Origin of the sequence: Nocardioides albus (genome assembly GCF_014648255.1) — a bacterium.
Classification (GTDB): Bacteria; Actinomycetota; Actinomycetes; order Propionibacteriales; family Nocardioidaceae; genus Nocardioides; species Nocardioides albus.
In genome coordinates, this window is the sequence record NZ_BMQT01000002.1 from 212,973 (window position 1) to 237,731 (window position 24,759).

Sequence of the window (24,759 nt, forward strand, 5' to 3'; positions counted from 1 at the left end):
GGTGGGATCAGTCCGCGCCGACGACGTGCCCCTGCAGCGTCGAGGCGAGCACGGCGTTGAAGTTGAGCTGGCTCTGCTCCCAGGTGTGCTTGCGGGCGTGCCAGCGAGCCCCTTCGGCCAGCTCCTTGCGCCGGATCTCGTCACCGAGGAGGTCGCCGAGCGCAGCCACGAACCCGGCCTGGTCGTCGACCAGGATCCCGGACTGGCCGTCGTCGATCGACTCCGTCGTGCCGCCCGCATGGCGGAAGGCGACCGTCGGCGTGCCGTGCTGCGCGGCCTCGGTGACCACCAGGCCCCAGCCCTCCTTCAGCGACGGCAGCGCCATCAGCCAGGACCGCTCGTAGACGGTCTCCTTGGTCTCCTCGTCGACGTGTCCCAGCATCTCGACGACGTCGCCGGCCCCCACCCGGGAGACGTACGCCGCCAGTTCGTCGGCCCACCAGCCGTCCCCGACGACGGTGAGCCGAAGGTCCGGGTAGGTCGCCCGCAGGGCCATCGCCGCATCGATCGCGAGCTCGACCCGTTTGTGCGGCACGAGCCGTCCGACGACGCAGACGGTGGGGTGCTCGGTCTTCGCCGGCCGGTCGCTCAGCGGGGCCGCGGCACCGTTGTGCACGACCGCGACGTGGGCGGGGTCGACCCCGAGCGTCGCCAGCTCGGCGCGGGTGGCGCGGGAGACCGCGACGTACTGCTTGCGACGGTAGAGCCGCGGTGCCAGCCGGGACTCGACCCACCAGCCGATCCTTCCTGACAGCCCCGGGTAGACCACCGGCCACTGCTCGCGGTGGACGTGGTGGACGAGCACCGTGACCGGCGCTCGGGTGCCGAGCGGTGTGAAGAAGGGGAGCCCGTTCTGCACGTCGATGACCGCGTCGACCCGACCGATCGGGCCCAGCCGGCCCAGGGCCAGCAGGAGCACGCCCCACAGGTAGATGCTGAGCTTGCCGCCGCGGCGTACGTAGCGGATACCGTCGCGCTCCTCCCGGGCACGCGCGCCCGGGTAGGCCGCGGTGAAGACGGTCACCCGCGCTCCGGCGCCCACCAGGCCGGCGGTGATCTGGTGGAGATAGTGCTCGGCCCCACCGGCTTCAGGATTGTCTGTGTCGCGCCAGCTGAAGACCGCCACATGGCATGCGTCCAGCCGCGCTCCCTTGTTGGCGCGCAAATCCGTGCTCCCCTGGTCTCGCAGTTGCCCCGCTGCCGAGCGCTCCCTCCCCAGGGGTTGCGCGACCGGTGTCCCTCAACACCGTTACTGGAGAGTAGGACAGATCGTGACCGAATGCACACCCTGTGGGGTAATCGGTTAGGGTTCCCGCCGTGTCGAACCTCCTCGAACCCCGGAGCGGGGCCCAGACCGATGCCCCGGCGGGCAACGGCTGGAAGGCGACGCTTCGACGCTCCGTAGGTCTCTTCAACGACTTCCGTGTCGAGCAGACCGATCCCGCGCGGTTCTACACCGCGCTCGCCGCGGACTCCGTCGGCCAGCTGGCCCATTACACGGCTGGCGAGACTCTCGAGGGCACCGTCCTGCTCGACGTCGGCGGCGGCCCGGGCTACTTCCGCGACGCCTTCATGGATGCGGGCGCGACCTATCTCGCGCTCGACGCCGACGCCGGGGAGATGCAGGGCGCCGGGATCGTCGCCGAAGGCAGCATGCTCGGCGACGGGATGCGGCTCCCTGTCCGCACCGGCTCGGTCGATGCCTGCTACTCCTCCAACGTGCTCGAGCACGTCCCGACCCCGACCGCCATGCTCGACGAGATGCTCCGCATCACCAAGCCCGGCGGTGTCGTCTTCTGCTCCTACACGTTGTGGTGGGGTCCCTGGGGCGGTCACGAGACCAGCCCGTGGCACCTGCTCGGTGGCCGGTTCGCCCGCCGCCGCTACCAGCGCAAGCATGGTCACGAGCCCAAGAACAGGTACGGCGAGTCGATGTACGCCGCGACCGCCTCCGCCGCCTTGCGCTGGGCGTGCGCCCAGCGCAAGGCGGGGAACGCCGAGATCCTGGCTGCGGTCCCGCGCTACCACCCGTGGTGGGCGGCGTGGCTGATGCGGGTCCCGGTGGTGAGGGAGGTGTTGACGTGGAATCTGTTGCTGGTGCTGCGCAAGATGTGACCGCGGTCGCCGACGCCGTGGTGGAACGGCGCACGGGGGCTGACCGCCCGCTTGTCGTCGACCTCGACGGCACTCTGCTCCGAACCGACCTGCTCCACGAACAGGCCAACGCCCTGCTCGTCGGCAGCCCCCGCTCCGCGCTGTCCGCCGCAGTCTCGCTGCGACGCGGCCGAGCGGCGCTCAAGCACGAGTTGGCACGGCGAGCCGGCCTGGACGCCTCCGGGCTGCCCTACCACGATGAGTTCGTCGCGTGGCTTCGGGCCGAGCGTATGGCCGGTCGCAGCCTCGTGCTCGCCACGGCCAGCGACGCCGCCATCGCCCGCCAGGTGGCTGAGGACCTGGGCATCTTCGACGAGGTGATCGCCTCCGCCGACGGCGTCAACCTCAAGGGCGAGGAGAAGGCCGCCGCCCTGGTGGCACGCTACGGCGAGGACGGGTTCGACTACGTCGGCGACCATTCGGTAGACCTCGCCGTGTGGCGGCGGGCGCACACCGCTCATGTGGTCGGCTCCGAACGGCTTCGCCGTCGCGCCCACGCCGTGGCCGAGCCCGGCAACGTCTGGACCGGCCGCAGGACACGGCCTCGGGACTTGCTCGGTGCGGCCCGGCCGATGCAGTGGCTGAAGAACCTGCTGGTCGTGGTGCCGCTGTTCACCGCGCAGCGAATCGGCGTCGTCGAGGACGTCGTGAGCACGGCACTCGCCTTCGTGGCGTTCTGCCTGGTCGCCTCTTCGATCTACCTCCTCAACGACCTCGCCGACCTTGCCAACGACCGCCGCCACCCGACCAAGAAGAACCGGCCGTTCGCCGCGGGGAGGGTGAGCCTCCTGACCGGGTGGGTCGTGTGGCCGGTGTTCGCGGCCGCGGGATTCGCGCTGAGCCTCAGCTTTCTACCACTGGTGTTCACGGGGGTGCTGCTCGGCTACCTGGTCGCCACCTCGGCCTACACCTTCGTCCTCAAGTCGCGCCCGGTCCTCGATGTGGTCACGCTCGGCGGCCTTTACACGCTCAGGATCGTCGCCGGTGCGGCAGCGTTGAACGTCGAGCTGTCGATGTGGCTGCTGACCTTCTCGATGTTTTTCTTCTTGAGCCTGGCGCTGATCAAGCGGGTCAGCGAGCTGAGCCGGGTGCGGCGTACTGCGGGCGAGATCAACGGACGTGGCTATGTGGAGTCCGATCTGGAGCTGCTCTCCTCCTTCGGTGTGGTCACCGGCGTGGCCTCGATCGTGATCTTCTCCCTCTACGTCGATGACCCGTTGACATCGGTTCTCTACCGCACCCCGGTGATCCTGTGGGCCTCGGTCCCGGTCATGCTCACCTGGCTGCTGCGGGTCTGGATGCTCGCCCACCGCGGGCAGATGAACGAGGACCCGGTCCTGTTCGCAGCCCGGGACCGGTTCAGTCTGCTCTGTTTCGCTGCCGTCGCGGCCTGCTTCGTGCTGGCGAAGGTGGTGGTCTGGTGAGGACGACCACTCACGGCTGGGGCCGCTATCCCGTGGTCGAGACCGAGGTCCACCGCCCCCGGACGTACGCCGCAGCAGCGGCGGCGCTCGACGCCGGGCCGCTCATCGCCCGCGGCCTCGGTCGCAGCTATGGCGACAGCTCACTGGCGCCGCGACAGCTCGACCTGACCGGTCTGGACCACCTGCTCGCCTTCGATCCGGCCACCGGTCTGCTGACGTGTGAGGCGGGTGTCTCGCTGGCGACGGTGATGGACACGATGCTTCCACGTGGCTGGTTCCCGCCGGTCACTCCCGGCACCCGCTACGTCACGGTGGGTGGTGCGGTCGCCTCCGACGTACACGGCAAGAACCACCACAAGCACGGCTCGTTCACCGACCACGTCACCTCGATGAAGGTGCTCCTCGGCACCGGCGAGATCGTCGAGACCTCCCACACGGCACACCCCGACCTGTTCCGTGCCACCTGTGGCGGGATGGGGCTGACCGGCGTCGTGCTCGAGGTGACCTTCCGGCTGATCCCGGTGCGCTCGAAGAACGTCGACGAGACGGTCGTCAAGGCGCCCGACCTCACCGCCGCGCTCGATGCGCTCGAGGAGCACGACAAGGCGACCTACACCGTCGCCTGGATCGACCTGCTCGCCCGGGGTTCCCGGCTCGGCCGCTCGCTGGTGATGGCGGGTGAGCACGCCGAGGACGGCGACCTCGCCGCCGACCGCTCCGCCGCTAGCGCCAGGGTGCCTTTCGACACGCCCTCGCCCCTGCTCAACAAGGTGACCGTGAGTGCCTTCAACCGGCTCTACTACGCGCGTGTCCGCAAGCCGCTGACGCATCACACCGTGGGCTACGAGCCGTTCTTCCACCCGCTCGACGCCATCGCCGACTGGAACAGGCTCTACGGTCGCCGGGGGTTCGTGCAGTATCAGTTCGTGACCCCGCTCGAAGCCGGTAGCGACGTGGTCCGCGAGGCGATCAGGAGGGTGGCCGACGCCGGTCTGGCGTCCCCGCTGGCGGTGCTGAAGGTCTTCGGGCCCGGTAACGACAACCACCTCTCCTTCCCGACGGCGGGCTACACCCTCGCCCTCGACTTCAAGGCCGACCAGCGCGCGTACGCGCTGTGCGACGAGCTCGATCAGCTGGTCATCGCTGCGGGCGGCCGGCTCTACCTGACCAAGGACGCACGGATGTCGCCCGAGACGTTCGCACAGTCCTACCCCCGGCTGGCCGAGTTCGAGGACGTACGCCGCCGCTACGGCGCCGTGGGCGTCTTCGCCTCCGCGCAGTCTCGACGTCTGGGAGTGACATGACCACCATCGCCGTACTCGGTGCCACCAGCGGTATCGCGCAGGCGTGCCTGCGCGCCTGGCTCGGCCCGGAGGTGAGCTTCCGCCTCTCCGGACGATCGCCGCAGGCGCTGGACCGGGTCGCTGCCGATCTGCGCACCCGCGGGGGCGACACAGTGCACGTCGAGACCGCCGTCCACGACCTCACCGACACCGCGAGCGTCGTGGAGGCCGTGGACTGGATCTTCGGCCGGGGCGAGGTCGACATCGTGCTCGTCGCCTTCGGCACCATGCCCTCCCAGGAGGACGCCGACGCCGACCCGCAGGTCGCGGCCGGGCTGCTCACCGTCAACGGTTCGGCCACCGTGCTCGCCGCTCACCTGGTTGCCCTGCGTCTGCTTGAGCGGGGCACCGGGCGGCTGGCCGTGATCGGCTCGGTGGCCGGTGACCGGGGCCGTGCCTCCAACTATCTGTACGGGTCGGCCAAGGCGATGGTCGCCACCGCCGTCGGCGGTCTCCAGCATCGTGCCGCCGGCACCGACGTACGCATCACCCTGGTCAAGCCCGGACCGACCTCCACCCCGATGACCGACCACCTCCGTGGCGGGAAGTTGAAGCTGGCCAGCCCCGACGCCGTCGCCGCCGACATCGTCGGCGCCGTCGAGGCGGGCCGTCAGGTCGTCTACACCCCCTCGAAGTGGCGCCTGATCATAACGGTGATCCGTCTGCTGCCGCGCCCCATCTTCGAGCGTTCGAGGCTGTGAGCAGCACCGAGACCCGGCCGGAGCCGGAGCGCACGGACGAGCGGGCGGAGACGGGAGGGTCGGCCGGCCCACTGTCCCGGCTCCGGATGGCCGGCTATGCCATGGTCTGGACCGCCCTGGCGTTCGCCCAGGCCACCGGGAGGATCGTCGCCGACACCAAGTTCGACCTCGTCGCCGACCCGGCGCGGTTCCTGGCCGGCTCCACCCGGTTGTGGGACGCGGGTGCTGCCTTCGGGCAGGTCCAGAACCAGGCGTACGGCTATCTGTGGCCGATGGGGCCGTTCTTCTGGGTCGGCGACCTCGTGGCCGTCCCGGAGTGGATCATCCAGCGGCTGTGGTGGGCGCTGCTGCTGAACCTGGCGTTCTTCGGGATGCTGAGACTGCTGCGCGACATCCGCATCGGTGGGCCCCGCTCCCAGGTCGCCGCCGCGGCCGCCTTCGTGCTCGCCCCACGGGTCACCTCGATCCTGGGGGAGACCTCGGTGGAGCTGTGGCCGACCGCGCTGGCACCGTGGATCCTGATCACGCTCGTACGCTGCGGCGGGGACAGGCCGGTGCTGCGGTCGGCCGCTCTGGCCGCCCTCCTGGTGGCCTGTTGCGGCGGTGTGAACGCGACCGCGGTCTCGGCGGTCATCCCGGCCGGGGTCATCTGGCTGCTCACCCGCGAGCGCGGCTGGCACAAGTGGCGTCTGCTGGCGGCCTGGGGAGGGCTGACCGTGCTGGCGACGTCGTGGTGGCTGGTGCCGTTGCTCTACCAGGGCACCTACTCGGCCCCGTTCCTGGACTACATCGAGAACGCGGCGCTGACCTCGGCGGTCACCGACCTGGGCAGTTCCTTGCTGGGCGTGTCGAACTGGACGGTCTACGCCGGCGCCGGCTATCCCGCCGGCAGCACGATCGTGTCCACGCCCTTCATCCTGCTCGACGCCGCTGCGTTCGCGGCGATCGGGGTAATCGGGCTGACCAGCCGTGGCCTGGCCCACCGGCGGTTCGCCGTCCTCACCCTGCTGACCGGTCTCGTGCTGGTCGGCCTGGGCTGGGCGGGAGAGGTCCACGGCTGGTGGGCGTTGAGCCGGCAGGCCTCGCTCGACGGCGTGCTCGCAGCCCTGCGCAACACCCACAAGTACGACGTGCTGATCCGGATGGCGCTCGCGATCGGCTTCGCCCACGCCGTCTCCCGGCCGATCCCCGAAGCCTGGTCGCGCGGCTCGTTGCGGCTCGGCGGGCTTGACCTGCCGGTCCTGGCCCGCCGGGTCACCACGGCCGTCGTCGTCGCCGCGCTGGTCGGCCTCGCCTTCCCGTGGATCCGCGGCCAGGTGCCCGCTCCTGGAGCGTTCGAGAAGGTGCCTGACTACTGGTCGGCGGTCGCCGATCATGTCGGCGACCAGCGCGGCACTGCCCTGGTTGTACCGGCTGCTTCCTTCGGCGACTACACCTGGGGCAGCACCCACGACGACGTCTTGCAGCCGTATGCCAAGGGTCCGTGGGCGGTGCGCAACGTCGTCCCCCTGGCGCAGCCCGGCAACGTACGTCTCTTGGACCGGATCACCGAGGAGCTCGAGTCCGGCCGGGGGAGTGCTCGTCTGGCAGGTCTGCTTGCGAGCGCGGGCGTCGGCACCCTGGTCGTCCGCAACGATCTGTCTCGGTTCACCACCGGCACCCCGGACCCGGCCTATCTCCACGCCGCGCTCGACTCGAGCCCCGGGCTGAGGAGGACTAAGGGCTTCGGCCCAGTCCTCGGTGAGAGACGGTCGTTCCTCGCCAAGGACGGCACCCGGGTCTTCCGTGACCGAGGCCTTGCCGGGCGCTATCGCGCCGTCGAGGTCTATCAGGTCGCGAACGAGGGTTCGGGTGCGGTCCGGCTGCCGGCAGAGGTGACCGTGATGGGCGACCCCGGCTCCGGCACCGTCCTCACCCCCGACGCCGCCGAGGCCGAGCGGGTGATCCTCACCGACGGTCTGCGCCGACAAGAGACCGCCTTCCAGGCCGTACGCGGCAACCTCGCGGCAACCTCCGCGGCCGATTCGGTCACCGCCGGCTACGGCAAGGAACAGTTCCACCGGCTCTTCCCCGACCAGGAGCGATGGCAGACCACGCTGGACTGGGAGGGCGCGGACTATGTCTCGGCCTCCGCGTCGCGAGCGGAGAAGGGAGCCAGCACGCCGCTGGTTCCCGGCGACCAGGCGGCCTCAGCGGTCGACGGCGACCCGGAGACCGCCTGGTGGACACCAGCCTCCTCGCGGCCGGCCGGCTCCTGGTTGGAGCTGGGTCTGACCGAGCCGGCCGATGTCGAGGAAGTGACCGTCGCGATCCCTGCGGGAGCGGCACTCGTGAACAGGTTGCGCGTCTCCGCGGGAGCGGTGACGCGCACGGTGGCGGCACCAGCGCCCGGGAAGAGCGTCACTGTGCGGCTCGACGCCGATGACGTACGCCGCGTCCGAGTCGCCGCTCTGGGCCCGAGCGCCAAGACAGGGACCTGGGGGATCAGCGAGCTGACCGTGCCCGGGGTCTCGGTGACCCGAAGGCTGCTCCTGCCCACGCCTCCGGCCGGGTCGGAGGTCACCGAGATCCGGATGTCTCGCGACCGTGGCCGGGAGAGGTGCCCGAGCGTCGCCGGGATCATCACCTGCCTGGGGTTCGAGGGCAGCACCGGGGAGGACGGCGACCGCATCGCCCGGGTCGTCGACCTGCCGGGCACAGCGGACTACGAGGTGGCAGCGACCGGGTCGCTCCGGCGCAGCCCGGCACTGGGTGATCAGCTGGCGCAGGCCGCCGGCGCGCAGCTGACCACGACCGGGTCGTTCGCGCGCGACGTGGCCGAGTCGTCGGCCGCGATGGTCGACGAAGATCCAGGCACCACCTGGCACGCGTCGCTCGGCGCCAAGATCAAGGTCGAGTTCGAGACGAGGGTCGCAGTGCACGCCGTTGCGCTGAAGCTCGAGGACGACGCCCCGTTCAGCGCTCCGACCAAGGTCAAGGTGGGCGCCGGACAGCGCTCGATGACCGGCACTCTGGTCGACGGTCGGCTGAAGCTGCCGCAGGTGGTGAGAACCAAGCAGCTCGAGATCACGATCCTGGCAGCCTCGGCTGCGTTTACCACCTCGGGTACCCAGGAGGATGTGCTCGATCCCGGCGTCACCGAGCTGCGGGTCAACGCGAAGCGCCTCAGCGAGGACGAGGTGTACTTCGGCTGTGCCAAGGGACCGGCGATGGACCTCGCTGGCCGGTCGGTGCGGTCGCGCGCTTCCGGCGACCTCGGCGAGCTCCTTCGTGGTGGTTCGGTGAGGCTCGAGCCGTGTGCCGAGCCGCCCGCGAAGACGGGGAAGCCAGGCAGGGGAGAGAAGGCGAAGGCGAAGGCGAAGGCTGAGGCGGCCGCGGCGGAAGTTGCGAAGGAGGCCGCCGACGCTGCCGGCCGCGTGAGTCTCGGGACCGCTCCATCCACGCTCGGGGTCATCCCCAGCGCCATGCTGCGTGGCGACACCATGACCCTGACCGCGGTCGATCCGACTCGGACCAGCTTGACGCAGACCGACGACCAGGTACCGGAGCCGCTGGTGCTGGAGCGCGATTCCCACGGAGCGCCCATGACGGCGCAGATCGGCGTACGCCCCCAGGACACCGTCCTCGCCGTTCCGCAGAACTTCAATGAAGGGTGGGCGGCGACGGCCAACGGGAACCTCCTGACACCGCAGCGGGTCGATGGGTGGCAACAGGGATGGCGGGTCCCCGCAGGTGTCGGCGGACAGGTGCGGTTCAGCTATCAGCCGGGGGCGGGCTACCGCTGGGGTCTGGTCCTGGGTGGGCTCGCCCTGCTGTCGGTGGTGGCACTCGCCGCAGCCCTTCAGCTCCGGCACGTCCAGGCGCGTCGCAGCGGTTCGTCGAAGGTGGGGACACCGAGCCTCGAACCGCAGCCTGAAGGGCGGGTCGGGCTGGCGGATGCCGCTGCCGTGGTGCTCGCGCTCGGGCTCCTGGCCGGCTGGCCGGGTGTCGTCGCCTGTGTCGGCTTCGCGCTCGTGAGACTAGTCTCGGGACGTACGCCCTGGGGTCTTCTCGTCGGCGCCGCGCTGATGCTCAGCGCACTCCCGAAGATCGTGCCCAACTTGACCGATTGGGGGGCGACCGGTCAGTGGTCGGCGTTGCTCGCCGTCGCGGTCGTGGCCGGATCGATGCTCAGCCTCGTAGAGGGCTTCGGCTTCAGACGAAGGAACGGACCCTCCACGAACCGGCGCGAGAGGGTGGCCGCGACCAGCGAAACCGACAGGGTCACGGCCAGCACGAGCGTGAAGTGACCGGTGAACACCTCGACGTTCAGCAGCCGCATCGCCATGACCAACACCAGCATGTGGATGCAGAAGACGCCGTAGGAGATGTCACCCAGCCAGGTCGGGATCGGTCCGGCCATCCAGCGCCGCACCGGGCCGGCTAGCTGGTCGCCGAAGACCAGCGGCACGACCAGACACAGCGCAGCGCCACCGTAGAGGAGCGACTTGGCCAGCGCCTCCCACGCTGTGGGCGGGACCAGCAGTCGCGGCCCTGCCAGGTCGCTGCAGGCGAGTGCGAACAACCCGAGCGCGAGCGTCCACCAGCCGGTGAGATCGCGAGACGTGGCCGCCAGCCGCTTTGAGGCGTGCGGATCGGCGCTCAGCGCGGCCAGGACCACCCCGCCCAGGAACCACGGAAGGTAGACCGGCAGCCACTGTCCCACGTGCGTGCCCGGTTCGAACAGCAGCGGCGCGGCCGCGCCGAAGCCTAGGCCGAGGATGGAGAGGGCCGCACAGCGGACGGCCACCCGGCGTACGCCGAACCCACCGATCAGCAGCACACGGACCAGGACGGGCAGCATCAGGTAGAAGGCGACCTCGGTGCACAGGCTCCACATCTGGGTCAGACTGCTCGCCAACGGCGCCGGCCGGTAGATCTGGGTGAGCGTGAGCGTCGAGATCCAGTCGGCGAGGGATGCCCGCCGGTTGGCTGGGTCGATCAGCAGTGCGGCCACCACGACGACCCAGTACAGCGGCAGGATCCTCAGCGCCCGCTTCCGCAGATAGCCGAGCAGTCCGGGCTGCGGCGCACCGGTTCGCCCGGCCTCGAGCCGCGGGCGGGCCAGCAGGAACCCCGAGACCACGAAGAACAGGGCCACGCCGAAGTCGAGGCGGGAGAGCACCGCCCCGGTCCAGCCGTCGTTGATCCGGCCGGTGTTGAACGCACAGTGCGTCAGCACGACCATGAGCGCCCCGGCGCCGCGTACGGCATCAAGGGTGGGGAAGCGGGTCACGACGGTGGCTCCACGACCGTCGGGGAGCCGAGTTCGGCCTCGATGACGCACACGGCGGAGTCGTCGCTGAGACCGCTGAGGACGATGGAGTCGAAGCGTTCGGCCCCGGCCACGAAGAACAGGCTGTGGAGGCCTTCCTCGACCTTCCAGGTGTAGACCTCGTCGCCGGCGGTGACGGTGACCGGGCCGTCCGCCGAGGCCCGATAGCTGACCCGTGTCCACCATCCCGTTCCCAGCACCGGGCCGTCCAGCGGAACGGTGATCGACCCGTCCTCGGCGGGGTAGGGGCAGGTCGTCGACGTGCTCGGCGCCTGGCGGCGTACGGCGTCGATGACGAGCGGACCGAGCTCGCCCTTCTCCGAGAACGTCTCGATGCTGTCGGTGCGGATCGAGGGGAACGTGGTCTCTCCGACGAGATCACGGAACACGTGCGAGACGGTGTTGGTGGGGTAGTTGTAGGCCCACATCACGAACATCGGCACCTGTGAGTCGACCACGTAGAGGTGCTCCCCGGAGCGGTTGGCCTCCTCCAGCGTGGCTGCCACGCCTTCGATGTACGTCCTCGGCTCGTCGTTCGTGGCCTCCTGCCAGTGGCGGACGTAGCCGTAGGAGGAGTACGTCCCGAGCACGACCACCGCAAGGGTGGCGGCCAGCACTCTCTGGGGCTGGTCGAGGAAGGCGCTGGGCCGGGCCGGCGAGACGACCTGGTCCGCGCCGCGCAGCGGCAGCACGGCCAGAGCCAGCGCGATCGCCGCGAACGCGGACAGCTCGGTGATGTAGCGGTATTCCAGGGCCAGGTAGGGGCCGAGCACGGCTCGTCCGGTGGTCACCAGCGCGATGTCGGCGGCGAGCGGGACCGCGACCAGGAGCAGCGCCCGGGCAGAGCCGGTACGCACCTGGCAGATGTGCCACAGGGTGGTGACCAACACGATCCCGGCAGCGAGCGCGGGCACCGGCCCCGGCGCGGCCAGCCAGAACTCGGCTTCGGAGTCCCAGGTGAAGGGACCACCCAGGATCCCCGAGGTGAACGAGACTCCGGCCATCCCCTTGGCGACCTCGTAGAGTGGCTGGTCGTCGGTCGGTGTGGGGCTGAACGTCATGCCTTTCGACAGATAGAGCGCCAGGTAGCCGGTCGCGACCAGGCCGTAGAGCACGACCCCGGTCGGATAGCGCCTGATGACCTGCTTGACTCGGTTGATCACGTCTCCGCTCGCGAAGTAGGCGACCGGGAGGAAGGCATAGAGCCAGAAGACGAACAGCGACTTCTCCTGGAACGCGAGTGCGACCACGGTGATCACCATGGTCGCCACCGCCCACCGGAGCCGTCGGGTGCGGAGATAGCGCAGATGGGTCCAGCCACCCCAGAAGATCGCGACCAACAGCGGCGTCTGGTTCACCCCGACCGCCCACCAGATCGAGGCCGGCAGGGTCAGCACGGTGAACAGGTAGATCGCCAGCGGTGGCAGGATGCCGGCCCGGCGTCCGAACGCGGAGACGAGGAAGGCCAGCGCACCGAGGTCGGCCAGTGCGATCCCTGAGACCAGCTCGACCGCGGTGAGGTCGAAGTCGAGCCCGGCGACCTCGTGGTTGAGCCAGGTGAGGAACAGTCCGGCCGGCATCAGGTGGCCGCCGTAGCTGTTCAGCAGTGAGTCGGCGCCGATCCCGTCGGTCTGCACCTGCGACATGAAGACGAAGTCGTCGAAGCTGAACCAAGAGCCGAACACGGCCCAGGCGCGGAAGCCGAGCTGGGCCGCGATCATCGCGAGCGCGGTGATCAGAACCAGCCGCGGGCGACGCTCGGATACGGGTTGGGGGATCTCCACGAGGACGGAGTGTCTCACAGCATGATGTGACTCGTTGCACACACCGGGAGGTATTGCTGCTACGGTTCGCGGATCGAGGGGGGACCTGAGGCCTTGGGAGGGGCAAGAACATGCGAAGAGTGATTGGTTGCGTCTTTGTGCTGGTCGGCGCGTTCGCGCTGGTCGCGGCCGGAGTAGCCGGCTTCTGGGGCAGGGACGCCGCGGCGACCGTGCCGCTCAACGTCAACACCACGACCGTCCTGGAGGGCACCGCGAGCGGTGCGCTGGCCAAGTCGGACGACCCGGTGAAGGTGAAGTACACCCGGACGACCGAGGCCGCCCCGAAGGACTCCACCGACGACGTCGTCGTCTTCGTCGAGGCCGGCTGCATCATGATCCAGGAGGGCGACACGCCCGACTGTGCCCGTGCTGAGGTGGACCCCCGCGTGGTGACCACGACCGAGCGCGCCTACGCCATGGACCGCAAGACCTCCGAGGTCGTCGAGGACCAGGCCAAGTACGTCGGTGAGGACAAGGCCGTCCCGAACATGACCGGCCTGGCCGGAAAGTTCCCGTTCAACACCGAGCGCCACGACTACGAGTACTGGGACGACACGCTCGGCAAGACCGTCATCGCCACCTATGTCGACGACGTCGACGTCGAGGGTGTGAAGACTTACCAGTTCGAGGTCTCCGCCTCCGCCGAGGACGAGTCGCTCTCGCCGGGAGACGACGGGGTCAAGGACACCGAGGACGACGTCCGTGGCTCCTACGAGGCCACCCAGACGATCTACGTCGAGCCGACGACCGGCTCCTACATCGACCAGAGCGCGACCCAGAAGATGGTCACCAGCACCGGCCTGGAGCTGATCGACGCCGAGATGAGCTACACCGACGAGACCGTCGCCAACAACGCCGAGGACGCCAAGGCCAACATCTCCAAGCTCGACCTGATCGGCACCTGGATCCCCGTCGGCGGCGTCGTCGCCGGCCTGCTCCTCCTGCTGATCGGCCTGTGGCTGGTCCTGCGCGGTCGCAAGCCCAACGGTGGTGCCCACGCCTCCTCGGACGACCGCACCCTGGTTGACGCCTGAGGCTCAGGCACACACCGCTGTCGTACGAACGCGGGCCCGGGAGCTGAACAGCTCCCGGGCCCGCGTTTCGGTGTCCTGCGGTTCTAGCTGCTCGCCAGGTCCGCGCCGAAGATCGCGGTCCCTGGGGTCAACAGCCCTCGGGTGCGCGACCAGCCGCCCCAGATCCGCTCGTGGTCCTCGGGCCACTCGGGCTCGACGAGGTCGGTGATCCGGAACCCGGCGCCGGCCAGGATCGAGACCCAGTCGCCGAGGGTGCGGTGGTGCTCGACGTACGACACCTCTCCGGTCTCGTCGTCTACTTCGACGTAGGGGGTGCGGTCCCAGTAGGACTGGGCGGCGATCAGACCCTCCGGGCCGGGGTCGTCGGGGAACATCCACCGCGTCGGGTGGGTGATCGAGAACGCGAAGCGGCCGCCGGGGCGGAGCACGCGGGCGGCCTCGGCGACGGCATGGGTGATGTCGCTGACGAACTGCAGCGCTCCGAAGGAGCAGAAGACCACGTCGAAGGAGCCGGCCGCGAAGGGCAGGTCGGTCGCGGTCGCCTGCACCGCGGGAACGACGACCCCGGTCTGCTCGTCGAGGCGCCGGGAGTGCTGGAGCTGGCGGCCCGAGAGGTCCAGGCCGATCGCGCGCCCACCTCGGGTGTTGACCCACCGGGAGCACTGGCAGGCGCCGGAGCCGAGCTCGAGGACGTCCAAGCCGTCGACGTCGCCGAGGATGCCGAGGTCGGCCTCGGTCAGCCCCTCGGGGCCCCAGACGAACCCGGCCTCGCCGAGGAACGGTCCGTGCGTGGCCTGGTACTCGTCGGCGTACCTGTCCCAGTCTGGGCCGTTGGCGCGGCGGGAGTCGGCCTCGCTGACCGATCGCCGCTCCGCTCTGACGACGGGGCCGGTGGTGTCGATGGTCTCGATCGCGCCGAAGGGATCGATGGGGGCCTCCGGTCGAACGACCGGGCTGATGGCTTGGTCCACCTCTACAGCGTATGCCTCCCGGCCTGAACGCGGGAATGCGGCAACCAGGCCTCGGCAGTTGGACGGGGCCCGTACGCGGAGCGTAGGCTAAGAAACTGCGTCTGAAGTCTGCTCGGGTCCCGGACCTAGTGGACCTTGGCTTGCTACCTCGGCCGCCGGCAACCACCGGGCGACGAAGCCTGTTGGGCTGGTGCCGGCGAGGGGTTGCCGACCAGAGACTTCAGCCGTGTGTGACCCGACGATATCTGTCCACCCAAGGAAACCACCTCCCTTATGACGAGCACGCTCAACATTCCTCTCCCCGACTACGACGCGCCTCAGGTCGCGATCAACGACATCGGGTCGGAAGAGGACTTCCTCGCCGCGATCGACGAGACCATCAAGTACTTCAACGACGGCGACATCGTGGACGGTGTCATCGTCAAGGTCGACCGGGACGAGGTCCTGCTCGACATCGGTTACAAGACCGAAGGTGTCATCCCGTCGCGCGAGCTCTCGATCAAGCACGACGTCGACCCGTCCGAGGTTGTCGAGGTCGGCGACAAGGTCGAGGCCCTGGTGCTCCAGAAGGAGGACAAGGAAGGCCGCCTGATCCTGTCCAAGAAGCGCGCGCAGTACGAGCGCGCCTGGGGCACGATCGAGCAGGTCAAGGAGGAGGACGGCGTCGTCGAGGGCGCGGTCATCGAGGTCGTCAAGGGTGGTCTCATCCTGGACATCGGCCTGCGTGGCTTCCTCCCCGCCTCCCTCGTCGAGATGCGTCGCGTCCGCGACCTGCAGCCGTACGTCGGCCAGACCCTCGAGGCCAAGATCATCGAGCTCGACAAGAACCGCAACAACGTGGTCCTGTCGCGCCGTGCCTGGCTCGAGCAGACCCAGTCCGAGGTTCGCCACGGCTTCCTGACCCAGCTCCAGAAGGGTCAGATCCGCAAGGGTGTCGTCTCCTCGATCGTCAACTTCGGTGCGTTCGTGGACCTCGGCGGCGTCGACGGTCTCGTCCACGTCTCGGAGCTCTCCTGGAAGCACATCGACCACCCGTCCGAGGTCGTCACCGTCGGTGACGAGGTCACCGTCGAGGTTCTCGACGTGGACATGGACCGCGAGCGTGTCTCCCTGTCGCTGAAGGCGACCCAGGAGGACCCGTGGCAGCACTTCGCCCGCACCCACCAGATCGGCCAGATCGTCCCGGGTAAGGTCACCAAGCTGGTCCCGTTCGGTTCGTTCGTCCGTGTCGAGGAGGGCATCGAGGGCCTGGTGCACATCTCCGAGCTGGCCGAGCGCCACGTGGAGATCCCCGAGCAGGTCGTCCAGGTCAACGACGACGTCATGGTCAAGATCATCGACATCGACCTCGAGCGTCGCCGCATCTCGCTCTCGCTCAAGCAGGCCAACGAGACGGTCACCTCGACCGACGTCGAGGAGTTCGACCCGACGCTCTACGGCATGCCGGCGACCTACGACGACCAGGGCAACTACATCTACCCCGAGGGCTTCGACCCGGAGACGGGCGAGTGGCTCGAGGGCTACGACGAGCAGCGCGCGAAGTGGGAGGAGCAGTACGCTCAGGCCCACGCTCGCTGGGAGGCCCACATCAAGCAGCAGCAGGAGGCCATCGAGAAGGCCGCGGAGGCCGGCGAGGCCACCTCGTACTCCTCGGGTGGCTCGGTCGACGAGACCGTCTCCGAGGACGAGGGCGGCTCGCTCGCCTCCGACGAGGCGCTGCAGGCGCTTCGCGAGAAGCTGACCGGCGGTCAGTGAATCGCTTGAGCTGAGGCTCTGACGCAATAACGCGAAGGCCCGACCACCAGCTGGTGGTCGGGCCTTCGTGCATCTCGGGGAGCAGGGTGGTCAGGAGGTTCTGCCCTCGCCCGGAGAGATCTCCTCGATCCAGTAGAAGTGGGCCAGTGCGTCGACCCCGGCGTCGGAGACCCCGCGCAGGTGGACCGTCTCGCCGTCGGAGCCGGAGACCCTGCCGTGCTGCTGCAGCTCGAGGATGTGGAAGCGCTCCGGGGCGAAGTCGAGCCGTACGTCGACGGCGAAGCGGCCGTTCGGCTCGGGGTCGAGACCGACCTCCTCATCCACCTTGCCGATGGTCTGGATCGAGAGCCACAGCTGGTAGGCGAGCACGAGGGCGACCAGGATCAGGACGCGGCGTACGACCTTGTTGCGCCACAGGCTGCCGGCTTGCTCAACCAGCCTGTGCATCCGGCTCACCTCCGCCCAGCCGTTCCTCGATGTGGTGGGTGTACTCGCGGAAGCGAGGGTCCTCGACGGTCTCCCGCCAGGTCCGTGGCCTCGGCAGGTCGACGTCGATGATCTCGGCGACCGTGCTGGGCCGGGCCGAGAGGACCACGACCCGATCGGAGAGGAAGACCGCCTCGTCGATGTCGTGGGTGACGAAGAAGACCGTCGGCCGGCGCTTCTCGAAGATCTCGGTCAGGTCCTGCTGGAGCTTGCGGCGGGTCTGGGCGTCGATGCTCGCGAACGGCTCGTCCATCAGCATCACCTCGGGCTCGTTGACGAGGACGCGGGCGAGGCCGAGACGTTGCTGCATGCCGCCGGAGAGCTCGTGCGGATACTTCCGCTCGAAGCCGCTGAGGCCGACGAGCTCGAGGATGTCGGCCGCTGCTCGTTCCCGCTCGACGCGGGGGACGCCCTTCATCCGGAGCCCGAAGGTGACGTTGCCCAGCACGGTCTTCCACGGGAAGAGCGCGTGGCTCTGGAAGACCACACCGCGGTCGGGACCGGGGCCGTGCACGGACTTGCCGTGGACGAGCACGTCCCCGGCGGTGTGGTCGATGAAGCCGGCGACGATGTTGAGCACGGTGGTCTTCCCGCATCCGCTCGGTCCGAGCACCGAGACGAACTCACCCTCGCCGATGGAGAAGGTCACCTCGCCGATGGCCGGGATCGTCTCTCCGGTGTAGTGGTCGACGTACTCCTTGCGGAGGTTGTTGATCTCGAGGGTGTTCATCTGGCTGCCTCCATCTGGCGTACGAGTCCCCATCGCTCCACGGTCGCCCGTTCGAACGGGGCGAGGATGAGTGCGTCCAGGGCGTACCAGAGCACGCCGAGCACGATCATCCCGAGGAAGACCTGACTGACTTCACCCGCTCGGCGGGCGTCGAACATCATGAAGCCGATACCGCTGGTGCCGACGATGATCTCGGCGGCGATCAGCGCCCGCCAGCCGTAGCCGAGGCCGGTGCGGACGCCGCTTGCGACGGCGGGCAGCGAGCCGGGGACGATCACCTCGAAGAAGACCCGGAGTCGGCCGGCACCGAGGCTGCGGGCCGCGTTGACGAGCTCGCGCGGCACCTGGTCGACTCCGGCGACGATGCCGAGCATCAGCGGGAAGACCACGGTGTAGACGATCACGAAGGTCACCGAGGTCAGGCTGAAACCGAACCACACGATCAGGATCGGCAGCCAGGCGATGTCGGCGATCGCCTGGAAGAAGAGCAGCAGCGGCCAGGTGAGGCGGCGCGCCCACGAGGAGAGCGCCACGACGAAGCCGAGGGGCAGGCCGATCAGGAGGCCGAAGCCGACCCCGTACGCCAGTCGCTCCAGCGAGTCGCCGAGGTAGCTCGGCATCATCCCCTTGCGAACCAGCTCGGTGAACGACTGCCATACCTCGCCGGGGCCGGCGAAGAAGGCCGCGTTGACCGATCCGGTCGCGGCGACCGCCCACCAGATCAGCAGGAACGGGACGAACGGCCCGAGCGTACGGACGATGGGGTGGGCGAGAAGCACCGTCCCGAGGCGACGCAGCAGCGGCACGCGCGCGGGGGCACGGGTCGGCGCCGGGGGAGTCATCGTCGTCATCAGGACACCGCCTTCATGCCCCAGCGTTCGACCGTACGCCGCTCGAGCGGCGCCAGCAGGAGCCGGTCCATCAGCAGCCACAGGACGCCGATGATGACCATCGACGCGATGATCACGCCGGTGTCGAACTGGCTCTGGGCGAGGAACAGGGCATATCCCAGGCCGGCGTTGGTGGCGATGATCTCGGCCGCGACCAGACCACGCCAGCCGTAGCCCAACCCGATCCGCAGGCCGGTGACGATGCTGGGCAGAGCGCCGGGGAGCAGCACCTCCCAGACGATCCGCGGACCGCGGGTGCCCATCGAACGGGCGGCACGCACGGTCTGCACCGGGATCTGCTGGACTCCGAGGACCGTGTTGTAGGTGAGCGCGAAGAACATGGCGTTCCAGACGATGAAGATGACCGCGCGGTCCCCGTAGCCCAGCCAGAGCGTGGCGATCGGGATCCACGCGATCCCGGCGAGGGCGACGGAGAACCGCAGCAGCGGGGAGAAGAAGGCGGACAGGCGGGGGCTGGACCCCAGGGCGATGCCGAACGGGATCGCGGTGACGACGGCCAGCACCGCGCCGATCAGCATGCGTTGCAGGCTGGCGCCGAGGTGACGGGCCAGGTCGCCGCTGGCGGCCATCTCCGCAAGTGCCGCGATCACGTCGGTGACCTGCGGGAACGTACGCGCCGTGGTCCCCGTGACCTCGACGACGAGCCACCAGATCGCGACGAGCAGGACGAACGGGACGACGAACCAGACTGCCTCCGAGCCGCGGCGAGGCCCGGGTCGACGTACGCGCCCCACGGTGCGGGCGGGCGAGTCGATCGTGGTCACGGGCAGGCCTTGTCAGCGGCAGCCTGGTCGTAGGTGTAGCCCTCCTCGACCTGGGCAGGCGCCGGGACCTCGGGAAGACCCTCGAAGAGGTCCGGGTTCTCCTCCATCACCTTCAGGATCGGTGCCGGGTCGAAGTACGGAGCGGGGTCGAAGTCCGGCTCGGCCGCATCACCTTGGGCCATCAGGTCGGCCACGGTGTCCAGGGCGAGGTAGTTGCACGCGCTGAAGCGGGGATCCAGCTGCTTGACGTTGTGCTGCATCGCCTCCTGCGCCACAGCGCTCTCTGTGCCGGGCAGCCAGCGAGTCGCGGCCTCCCCGGCCTCGTCGGGGTTCTCGCGGATCCACTTGTCCACCTCCGCGCGGGCGGCGAGGTAGGCGGCGACCTCGTCGGGGTGCTCGTCGAGGAACTCCCGCGTGGTCACCTGATAGCCCACGAACGGGATGTGGCCGCCGCCGCGCATGACCTCCTCGGCGCCGTCCACCTGGTCGGTGATGGTGATCGGCCACGGGTCCCAGACGATCGCGGCGTCGATGCCGTCGGTCTCGAGCGCGACGCCGAGGTCGGGCGGTGCGGTGTTGACGATCGTGACGTCCGAGGTCTTCAGGCCCGCCTTCTCCAACAGGCCCAGCAGGTAGAGATGGTTGATCGAGCCGACCGAGACCCCGACCCGCTTCCCGCGCAGGCTGTTGAGGTCGTCGGCGGTGATGCCGGCGTCGGGGGTGGCGACGACGGCCATCGTGTCGTCGATGCTGGCCTGGCTGGCCGAGCCGGTGTAGTTGCCGACGAGCACCAGCTCGTCGCCCTTCTGCGCGGCCGGCACCAGCGGGGTTCCGACCTGGACCAGGTCGACCTCGCCGGCCTGGAGGGCGTTGAGCGCGTCGACGCCGGTCGGGAACGGATCGGCGATGTCGACGTTGAGCCCGCGGTCCTCGAAGTAGCCGTTCTCCAGGGCGAGCGGCAGCCCGACCTGGTCGATCGCGGAGAGGTAGCCGGCCCGCAGCGAGGCGGCCGAACCCTCCGCTCCGGGGTCTTCGACGGTCGCGCCGCCACCGCACCCGGTGAAGGCACCGAGTGCGAGGACAGAGACGGCGGCGGAGAGGCGCTTCCTTGTCGTGGTGAGCATGTGTCTTCCTTCGTGGGAGAGAGGGGTGATCCGAGGAGTCACCGCAGGCCGCGCGTCTCGAGCACGGCACTGCGAGCGGGGATGGGATCGACCGCCCCCGCGCCGAGGGTGGTCAGGGCGGCTGCGTGGACGGCGTACGCGGCGGCGTCACGGGGAGTGGCGCCGGCGAGGAGCTGAGCGAGGAATGCGCCGTCGAAGGCGTCACCCGCACCGGTGCTGTCGATGGCGTCGACACGTGGTGCGGCGAGGCGGGTGATCTCTCCGCCATGGGCCAGCAGGGCACCGGCGCTGCCGAGCTTGAGCACGATGATCCGCGGGCCCAGGTCGACGAGCTTGGCCAGGACGTCCTCGGGAGCGAGGAAGCCGGTGAGCAGACGCCCCTCGGACAGGTTGGGCATCACCAGGTCGGCCTCGGTGACGGTCTGCCGGATGACGGCACGGGCGCGCCCGGTCTCCCACAGCGCAGGGCGGTGGTTGGGGTCATAGGAGACGAGCGTCCCGGCGTCCCTGGCCACCTCGATCGCGCGGAACACGGCGTCGCACGCCGAGGTGCTGATCGCCTGGCTGATCCCGGAGATGTGCAGCGCCCGGGTCGTACGGATCGCCGCCTCCGGCACCCAGGCGGGCGACATCCGGGTGGCCGGTGAGTTCGAGCGGTAGTAGGTGAACGCGCTGTGCTCAGGGTCGCGGGAGATGAAGTAGATGCCGGTGGTCCCGTGCTGCTCGCGTTCGACGAGCGTGGTGTCGATGCCTTCGTCGGTCCAGAGCCGGAACAGGGAGTCCCCGAAGGCGTCGTCGCCGATGCGGGTCGCATAGGCCACGTCGGCCCCCGAACGTCGGGCGGCGACGGCGACGTTGGAGGTGTCCCCTCCGTAGCCGACGCTGAAGGTGCGGGCGGAGTCGAGCGGATCGCCGTTGACCGGGTTGAACTCGACCAGCGGCTCGCCGAGGCAGATGAGGTCCATAGCCACGTCAGACCCGGTTGTAGAGCTCGAGCCCGGTCTTGAGGGACCGTGCCTCCAGGATCAGCCTGGTCTGCTCCGACTCGCGCCGCTCGATCTCCTCGGCGGTCACCAGGACCTGCTCGACGAGAGCCGCGGGGACACGTACGACGCCGTCGGTGTCGGCGACGATCAGGTCGCCCGGGTGGACCTCGACGTCACCGAGGAGGACCGGCTGGTTGCTCGAGACGGAGCGGTAGCGGCCCACGGTGGTCGCCGAGACCTTCCCGGCGGCGTAGACGGGGAAGTCCGGATAGTCGCGGGTGATCTCCTCGACGTCACGGACGGCAGCGTCGAGGACGACGCCGGCCAGCTCGTTGACCACGGCTCCGGCGGCCATCAGACCCCCGAAGACGGCGACGTCGGCGCCGCCGGCGGCGATGCAGAGCACGCTTCCGGCCGGAGATGCGTCGATCGCGTCCAGAGCGTGGGTCGGTGGCTCGACCGTGTCGCTGGGCTCCTCCAGCACGGTGACCGCCGGCCCGACGATCTTTCCCGGCCGTATCTGGCCGACTCTGCCCGCGAGGTAGCCGCGGTGTCCGTGCTGCTCCACGGCGTCGGCGACCGAGGCCGAGGCGATCTTTCGGAAGCGGTCGATGATCTGGGGGTCGGAAGAGGCGGTCACGCGGACTCCTAGGGGGTATGGCGGGGCGTCGTGCTCGATCGACGCTAGTGAGCCGCGTCACCGGTGAGAACGACGTCTCTCGTATGCCCCTATTCGGATGCCGGATGGATCCGTCGAGGAGGTGCGATCACCTGACGTACGCCGGGCCGCGATCGGTCGACGGGCCGGGTCCCCACGGGCGCCGGTGCCTGTGCCAGCGCGGTGAGCACCGTCCGTGCGGCGGGGGAGAGCACGGCATCGGCGTTCCAGCACACCGCCACCACTCGCTCGTGCGGTCCGTTCAGCTCGCGGACCTTCACCCCGGAGAGGTCGGAGATCTGGGCGGCCAGCGCGTTGGTGAGACCGATGCCCAGGCCGGCACGGACCATCGAGACCAGAGACTGGGGCTGGTTGGTGGCCTGTACGGGGTTCAGCTCGTAGCCCTCGTCGCGGAAGAGCTGATAGGCCTCGAACGAGGGTGGCACGTCGGACTCCAGACGGCCGATGGAGATGAGGTCGCGATGGGCGATGTCGGCGACGTCGAGAGGCTTGTCCTCCGCAGCGAGCAGGTCGCCCTCCGGGATGACCGCGACGAGCCGCTCCCGCCACAGCGGACGGGTGCGGATCGCCCCTTGGGTGGGCCGCGGCGTGACCGGTCGCAGGCACAGGTCGATCTCACCGCGCAGCAGCGCGCTGTCGAGCTCGAGGGTGTCGGTCTCCACCAACGAGACGGTGATGTCGGGCTCCGACTCGGCGAGGTCGCGGAGGACCTGGGGCATGAAGGCGGCGCTCGCGCTGGGGTAGGCACCGAAGTTCACGACGCCGCGGGCACCACCGCGGAAGCTCGACATCTCCGCCTCGGCCAGCTCGACCTCCCGCAGGATCGACCGGGCGTGCCGAAGGAGGGCGGCGCCTGCCGGGGTGACCTCCGAGGGTCGCTTGCGTCGGTCGAGGACCGGCACCCCGACCGCCCGCTCGAGCGAGGCGACATGCATGCTGACCCGCGGCTGGGAGCGGTGGGTGGCCTCCGCGGCCGAGCTGAATCCACCGGTCTCCACCACCGCCAGGAACGAGACCAGCCACTCGAGTCGTACGTCGGTGTTCAGCATCGCGTTCCTCCGTCGGCAGGTGGGGGTGCACGCGAAGCCGTGGTCGGTGACGAAGCCGGATCCTGCCCGCCGACGACTCCGAGCGGCTGTGACGTGCGTCATACCGAAGGTAAAGAGTACGACATTCGCGGCATCACGCAACCGGTTGTGGCCCGTCGTGGACTTCGTGCCGCCGAGCGGGATGGCGATCGGCCCAGTTCGGCCGAGCCCATCAGTTTTCCTGATCGAGGCATCCGGAAGTCGCCGTTGTCAGGGGCGGGTGGCCCGCCCTTCACTGATCACGACCTACGACGTGTTCCGAACCGAAGGGACAGTTTCATGACAGATCACTCCCGCCGCGGCGTCCTCAAGCTCAGTGCGGCCGCTGCGGCTGCGTCCGCAGCCGCTGTCCACCTCCCGGGCAGTGCGGCTGCCGAGGGTCGGCCCGGGCCGTACCCCGACGTTTCCTGGCCGGGGGACGTGGCCGAAGGCCCGGACACTCCGAAGCTGTGCCAGTGGTTCTCCCGCAACCCCGACGAGGCGACCGTACGACGCTGGCGACAGGCCGGGGTCACCGGAGCGCTCGTCACGGATCCGCCGCCGCTGCCGTGGAGTGCCGCGGCCCTGCGGGCAGACCGGGACCGGCTGGAGTCCCAGGGCCTGCACATCACGGCGTACCTCATCGCGGTCTCGCAGTCGATCGTCCAGGGCACCGCGGCCCGCGATGCGGACCTGGAGAAGGTCATCGCCTCGGTGCGGGCAGCGGGTGAGGCCGGGATCCCGGTCGTCGAGTACAACTGGTACATCCACCGGCTGACCGAGGGCTACTACGAGCAGGTCGATCAGACCGACCGGATTGGCGCCGGCTACACGGCCTTCGACGCCGACCGCGAGGTGGACGGCGTCAAGGTCAAGGACCTGCCGCCGCGGGACGGGACGCCCGTCTACACCCGCGAGCAGCTCTGGGAGAACTACGCCTACTTCCTCGAGCGTGTGGTGCCCGTCGCGGAGGAGGCCGGTGTCCGGCTCGCGGTCCATCCGAACGACCCGCCCTACCAGGTCAGCCGGGGCAACCCGCAGATCATGGGCAGCGTCCCGGACTGGCAGCGGATGGTGGAGACGGTCGACAGCCCGTCCAACGGGATGACCGTCCACTCCGGGGTCACCGCCGAGGTGGGCTTCGACTCGGTCTCCTTCCTGCGCTGGATGGCGAGGAAGGACCGGGTCAACCACATTCACTACCGCAACGTCGTGGTGGAGGAGCCGCACGTGCGCTACGCCGAGGTCTTCCCCGACAACGGCGAGACCGACATGTTCGCGTTCATGCGCGAGCTGGTGCGCTCGGGCTACCACCTCGGGGTGCTCGCCGAGCACCCGCGGGCCCTCGACTTCGACCGGGAGAACGGCTCGATCGGCGGCCAGTACGCCGACGTGGGCGGTGGCGGTCACGGTGGCGAGCTCTACGACACCGGCTACGCCCGCGCGATGCTCCAGGCCGCGATGATCACGGAGAAGCACCGTTGAGCCCCGAT

General features: G+C 69.4%; 19 protein-coding genes and 1 pseudogene. 8 read left to right on the plus strand and 12 right to left on the minus strand.

The annotated features are described in order from the left end of the window. Window positions 1-7: 7 nt before the first annotated feature. A complete protein-coding gene (locus IEY84_RS04350) occupies window positions 8-1,165 on the minus strand; it encodes a glycosyltransferase family 4 protein (RefSeq protein ID WP_229788331.1) in 1,158 nt (385 codons plus the stop codon). Between the two features lie 152 nt (window positions 1,166-1,317). On the opposite strand from IEY84_RS04350, the gene IEY84_RS04355 reads away from it, so the two are divergent. The 5 genes and pseudogenes from IEY84_RS04355 to IEY84_RS26595 form a co-directional block, all read left to right on the plus strand. Further along, a complete protein-coding gene (locus tag IEY84_RS04355) occupies window positions 1,318-2,115 on the plus strand; it encodes a class I SAM-dependent methyltransferase (protein WP_183545229.1) in 798 nt (265 codons plus the stop codon). Further along, window positions 2,082-3,578 carry a UbiA family prenyltransferase gene (locus IEY84_RS04360; protein WP_221208747.1) on the plus strand — a complete coding sequence of 499 codons (1,497 nt, stop codon included), beginning with the start codon at window positions 2,082-2,084 and terminating at the stop codon, window positions 3,576-3,578. The genes IEY84_RS04355 and IEY84_RS04360 overlap by 34 nt, the downstream gene beginning before the upstream one ends. Then, the gene (locus tag IEY84_RS04365) at window positions 3,575-4,882 is read left to right on the plus strand and encodes an FAD-binding oxidoreductase (protein WP_183545227.1); all 1,308 of its coding nucleotides are present in this window, start codon (window positions 3,575-3,577) and stop codon (window positions 4,880-4,882) included. The genes IEY84_RS04360 and IEY84_RS04365 overlap by 4 nt, the downstream gene beginning before the upstream one ends. Continuing rightward, on the plus strand, window positions 4,879-5,622 hold the full coding sequence (locus tag IEY84_RS04370; RefSeq protein ID WP_183545225.1) for an SDR family NAD(P)-dependent oxidoreductase: 744 nt from the start codon (window positions 4,879-4,881) through the stop codon (window positions 5,620-5,622). The genes IEY84_RS04365 and IEY84_RS04370 overlap by 4 nt, the downstream gene beginning before the upstream one ends. A gap of 101 nt (window positions 5,623-5,723) precedes the next feature. Then, window positions 5,724-7,637 (plus strand): annotated as a pseudogene (locus IEY84_RS26595) (alpha-(1->3)-arabinofuranosyltransferase domain-containing protein); the annotation flags it as partial. Window positions 7,638-9,745: 2,108 nt separating this feature from the next. Here IEY84_RS26595 and IEY84_RS26600 read toward each other — a convergent pair. Together IEY84_RS26600 and IEY84_RS04380 are read right to left on the minus strand one after the other, a co-directional pair. After that, window positions 9,746-10,897, minus strand: coding sequence for an acyltransferase family protein (locus IEY84_RS26600; RefSeq protein ID WP_229788332.1), 1,152 nt, complete (start codon window positions 10,895-10,897; stop codon window positions 9,746-9,748). Beyond that, complete coding sequence (locus IEY84_RS04380; protein WP_183545221.1) at window positions 10,894-12,720, minus strand: hypothetical protein; 1,827 nt, start codon at window positions 12,718-12,720, stop codon at window positions 10,894-10,896. The genes IEY84_RS26600 and IEY84_RS04380 overlap by 4 nt, the downstream gene beginning before the upstream one ends. 110 nt (window positions 12,721-12,830) lie before the next feature. On the opposite strand from IEY84_RS04380, the gene pgfA reads away from it, so the two are divergent. Next, complete coding sequence (gene pgfA / locus IEY84_RS04385; RefSeq protein ID WP_183545219.1) at window positions 12,831-13,793, plus strand: cell envelope lipid trafficking protein PgfA; 963 nt, start codon at window positions 12,831-12,833, stop codon at window positions 13,791-13,793. Window positions 13,794-13,876: 83 nt separating this feature from the next. On the opposite strand, the gene IEY84_RS04390 is transcribed toward pgfA, so the two are convergent. After that, window positions 13,877-14,764, minus strand: a complete 888-nt coding sequence (locus IEY84_RS04390; RefSeq protein ID WP_229788334.1) for a class I SAM-dependent methyltransferase — start codon at window positions 14,762-14,764, stop codon at window positions 13,877-13,879. A 273-nt stretch (window positions 14,765-15,037) separates the two neighbouring features. Between IEY84_RS04390 and rpsA the strand changes: the two genes are divergently transcribed. Continuing rightward, window positions 15,038-16,519 carry a 30S ribosomal protein S1 gene (rpsA, locus tag IEY84_RS04395; RefSeq protein WP_183545217.1) on the plus strand — a complete coding sequence of 494 codons (1,482 nt, stop codon included), beginning with the start codon at window positions 15,038-15,040 and terminating at the stop codon, window positions 16,517-16,519. Between the two features lie 90 nt (window positions 16,520-16,609). Here the strand turns inward: rpsA and IEY84_RS04400 are convergent, their stop codons facing one another. The 8 genes from IEY84_RS04400 to IEY84_RS04435 form a co-directional block, all read right to left on the minus strand. Continuing rightward, on the minus strand, window positions 16,610-16,966 hold the full coding sequence (locus IEY84_RS04400) for a hypothetical protein (protein ID WP_183545215.1): 357 nt from the start codon (window positions 16,964-16,966) through the stop codon (window positions 16,610-16,612). Next, window positions 16,950-17,735, minus strand: a complete 786-nt coding sequence (locus tag IEY84_RS04405) for an ABC transporter ATP-binding protein (protein ID WP_183545213.1) — start codon at window positions 17,733-17,735, stop codon at window positions 16,950-16,952. The genes IEY84_RS04400 and IEY84_RS04405 overlap by 17 nt, the downstream gene beginning before the upstream one ends. Further along, window positions 17,732-18,586: an ABC transporter permease gene (locus IEY84_RS04410; protein ID WP_221208746.1), complete on the minus strand. Its 855-nt coding sequence runs from the start codon at window positions 18,584-18,586 to the stop codon at window positions 17,732-17,734. Before IEY84_RS04410 ends, IEY84_RS04405 begins: the two co-directional genes overlap by 4 nt. Further along, on the minus strand, window positions 18,586-19,410 hold the full coding sequence (locus IEY84_RS04415) for an ABC transporter permease (RefSeq protein WP_221208745.1): 825 nt from the start codon (window positions 19,408-19,410) through the stop codon (window positions 18,586-18,588). The genes IEY84_RS04410 and IEY84_RS04415 overlap by 1 nt, the downstream gene beginning before the upstream one ends. Further along, window positions 19,407-20,534 carry an ABC transporter substrate-binding protein gene (locus tag IEY84_RS04420; RefSeq protein WP_183545210.1) on the minus strand — a complete coding sequence of 376 codons (1,128 nt, stop codon included), beginning with the start codon at window positions 20,532-20,534 and terminating at the stop codon, window positions 19,407-19,409. The genes IEY84_RS04415 and IEY84_RS04420 overlap by 4 nt, the downstream gene beginning before the upstream one ends. Window positions 20,535-20,572: 38 nt before the next feature. After that, window positions 20,573-21,499, minus strand: coding sequence for a sugar kinase (locus IEY84_RS04425; protein WP_229788389.1), 927 nt, complete (start codon window positions 21,497-21,499; stop codon window positions 20,573-20,575). Between the two features lie 7 nt (window positions 21,500-21,506). After that, complete coding sequence (locus tag IEY84_RS04430) at window positions 21,507-22,160, minus strand: RraA family protein (RefSeq protein ID WP_183545206.1); 654 nt, start codon at window positions 22,158-22,160, stop codon at window positions 21,507-21,509. Between the two features lie 89 nt (window positions 22,161-22,249). Continuing rightward, a complete protein-coding gene (locus IEY84_RS04435) occupies window positions 22,250-23,248 on the minus strand; it encodes a LysR family transcriptional regulator (RefSeq protein WP_183545204.1) in 999 nt (332 codons plus the stop codon). Between the two features lie 318 nt (window positions 23,249-23,566). Between IEY84_RS04435 and IEY84_RS04440 the strand changes: the two genes are divergently transcribed. Next, window positions 23,567-24,751, plus strand: a complete 1,185-nt coding sequence (locus tag IEY84_RS04440) for a mannonate dehydratase (RefSeq protein ID WP_183545202.1) — start codon at window positions 23,567-23,569, stop codon at window positions 24,749-24,751. Window positions 24,752-24,759 lie beyond the last annotated feature (8 nt).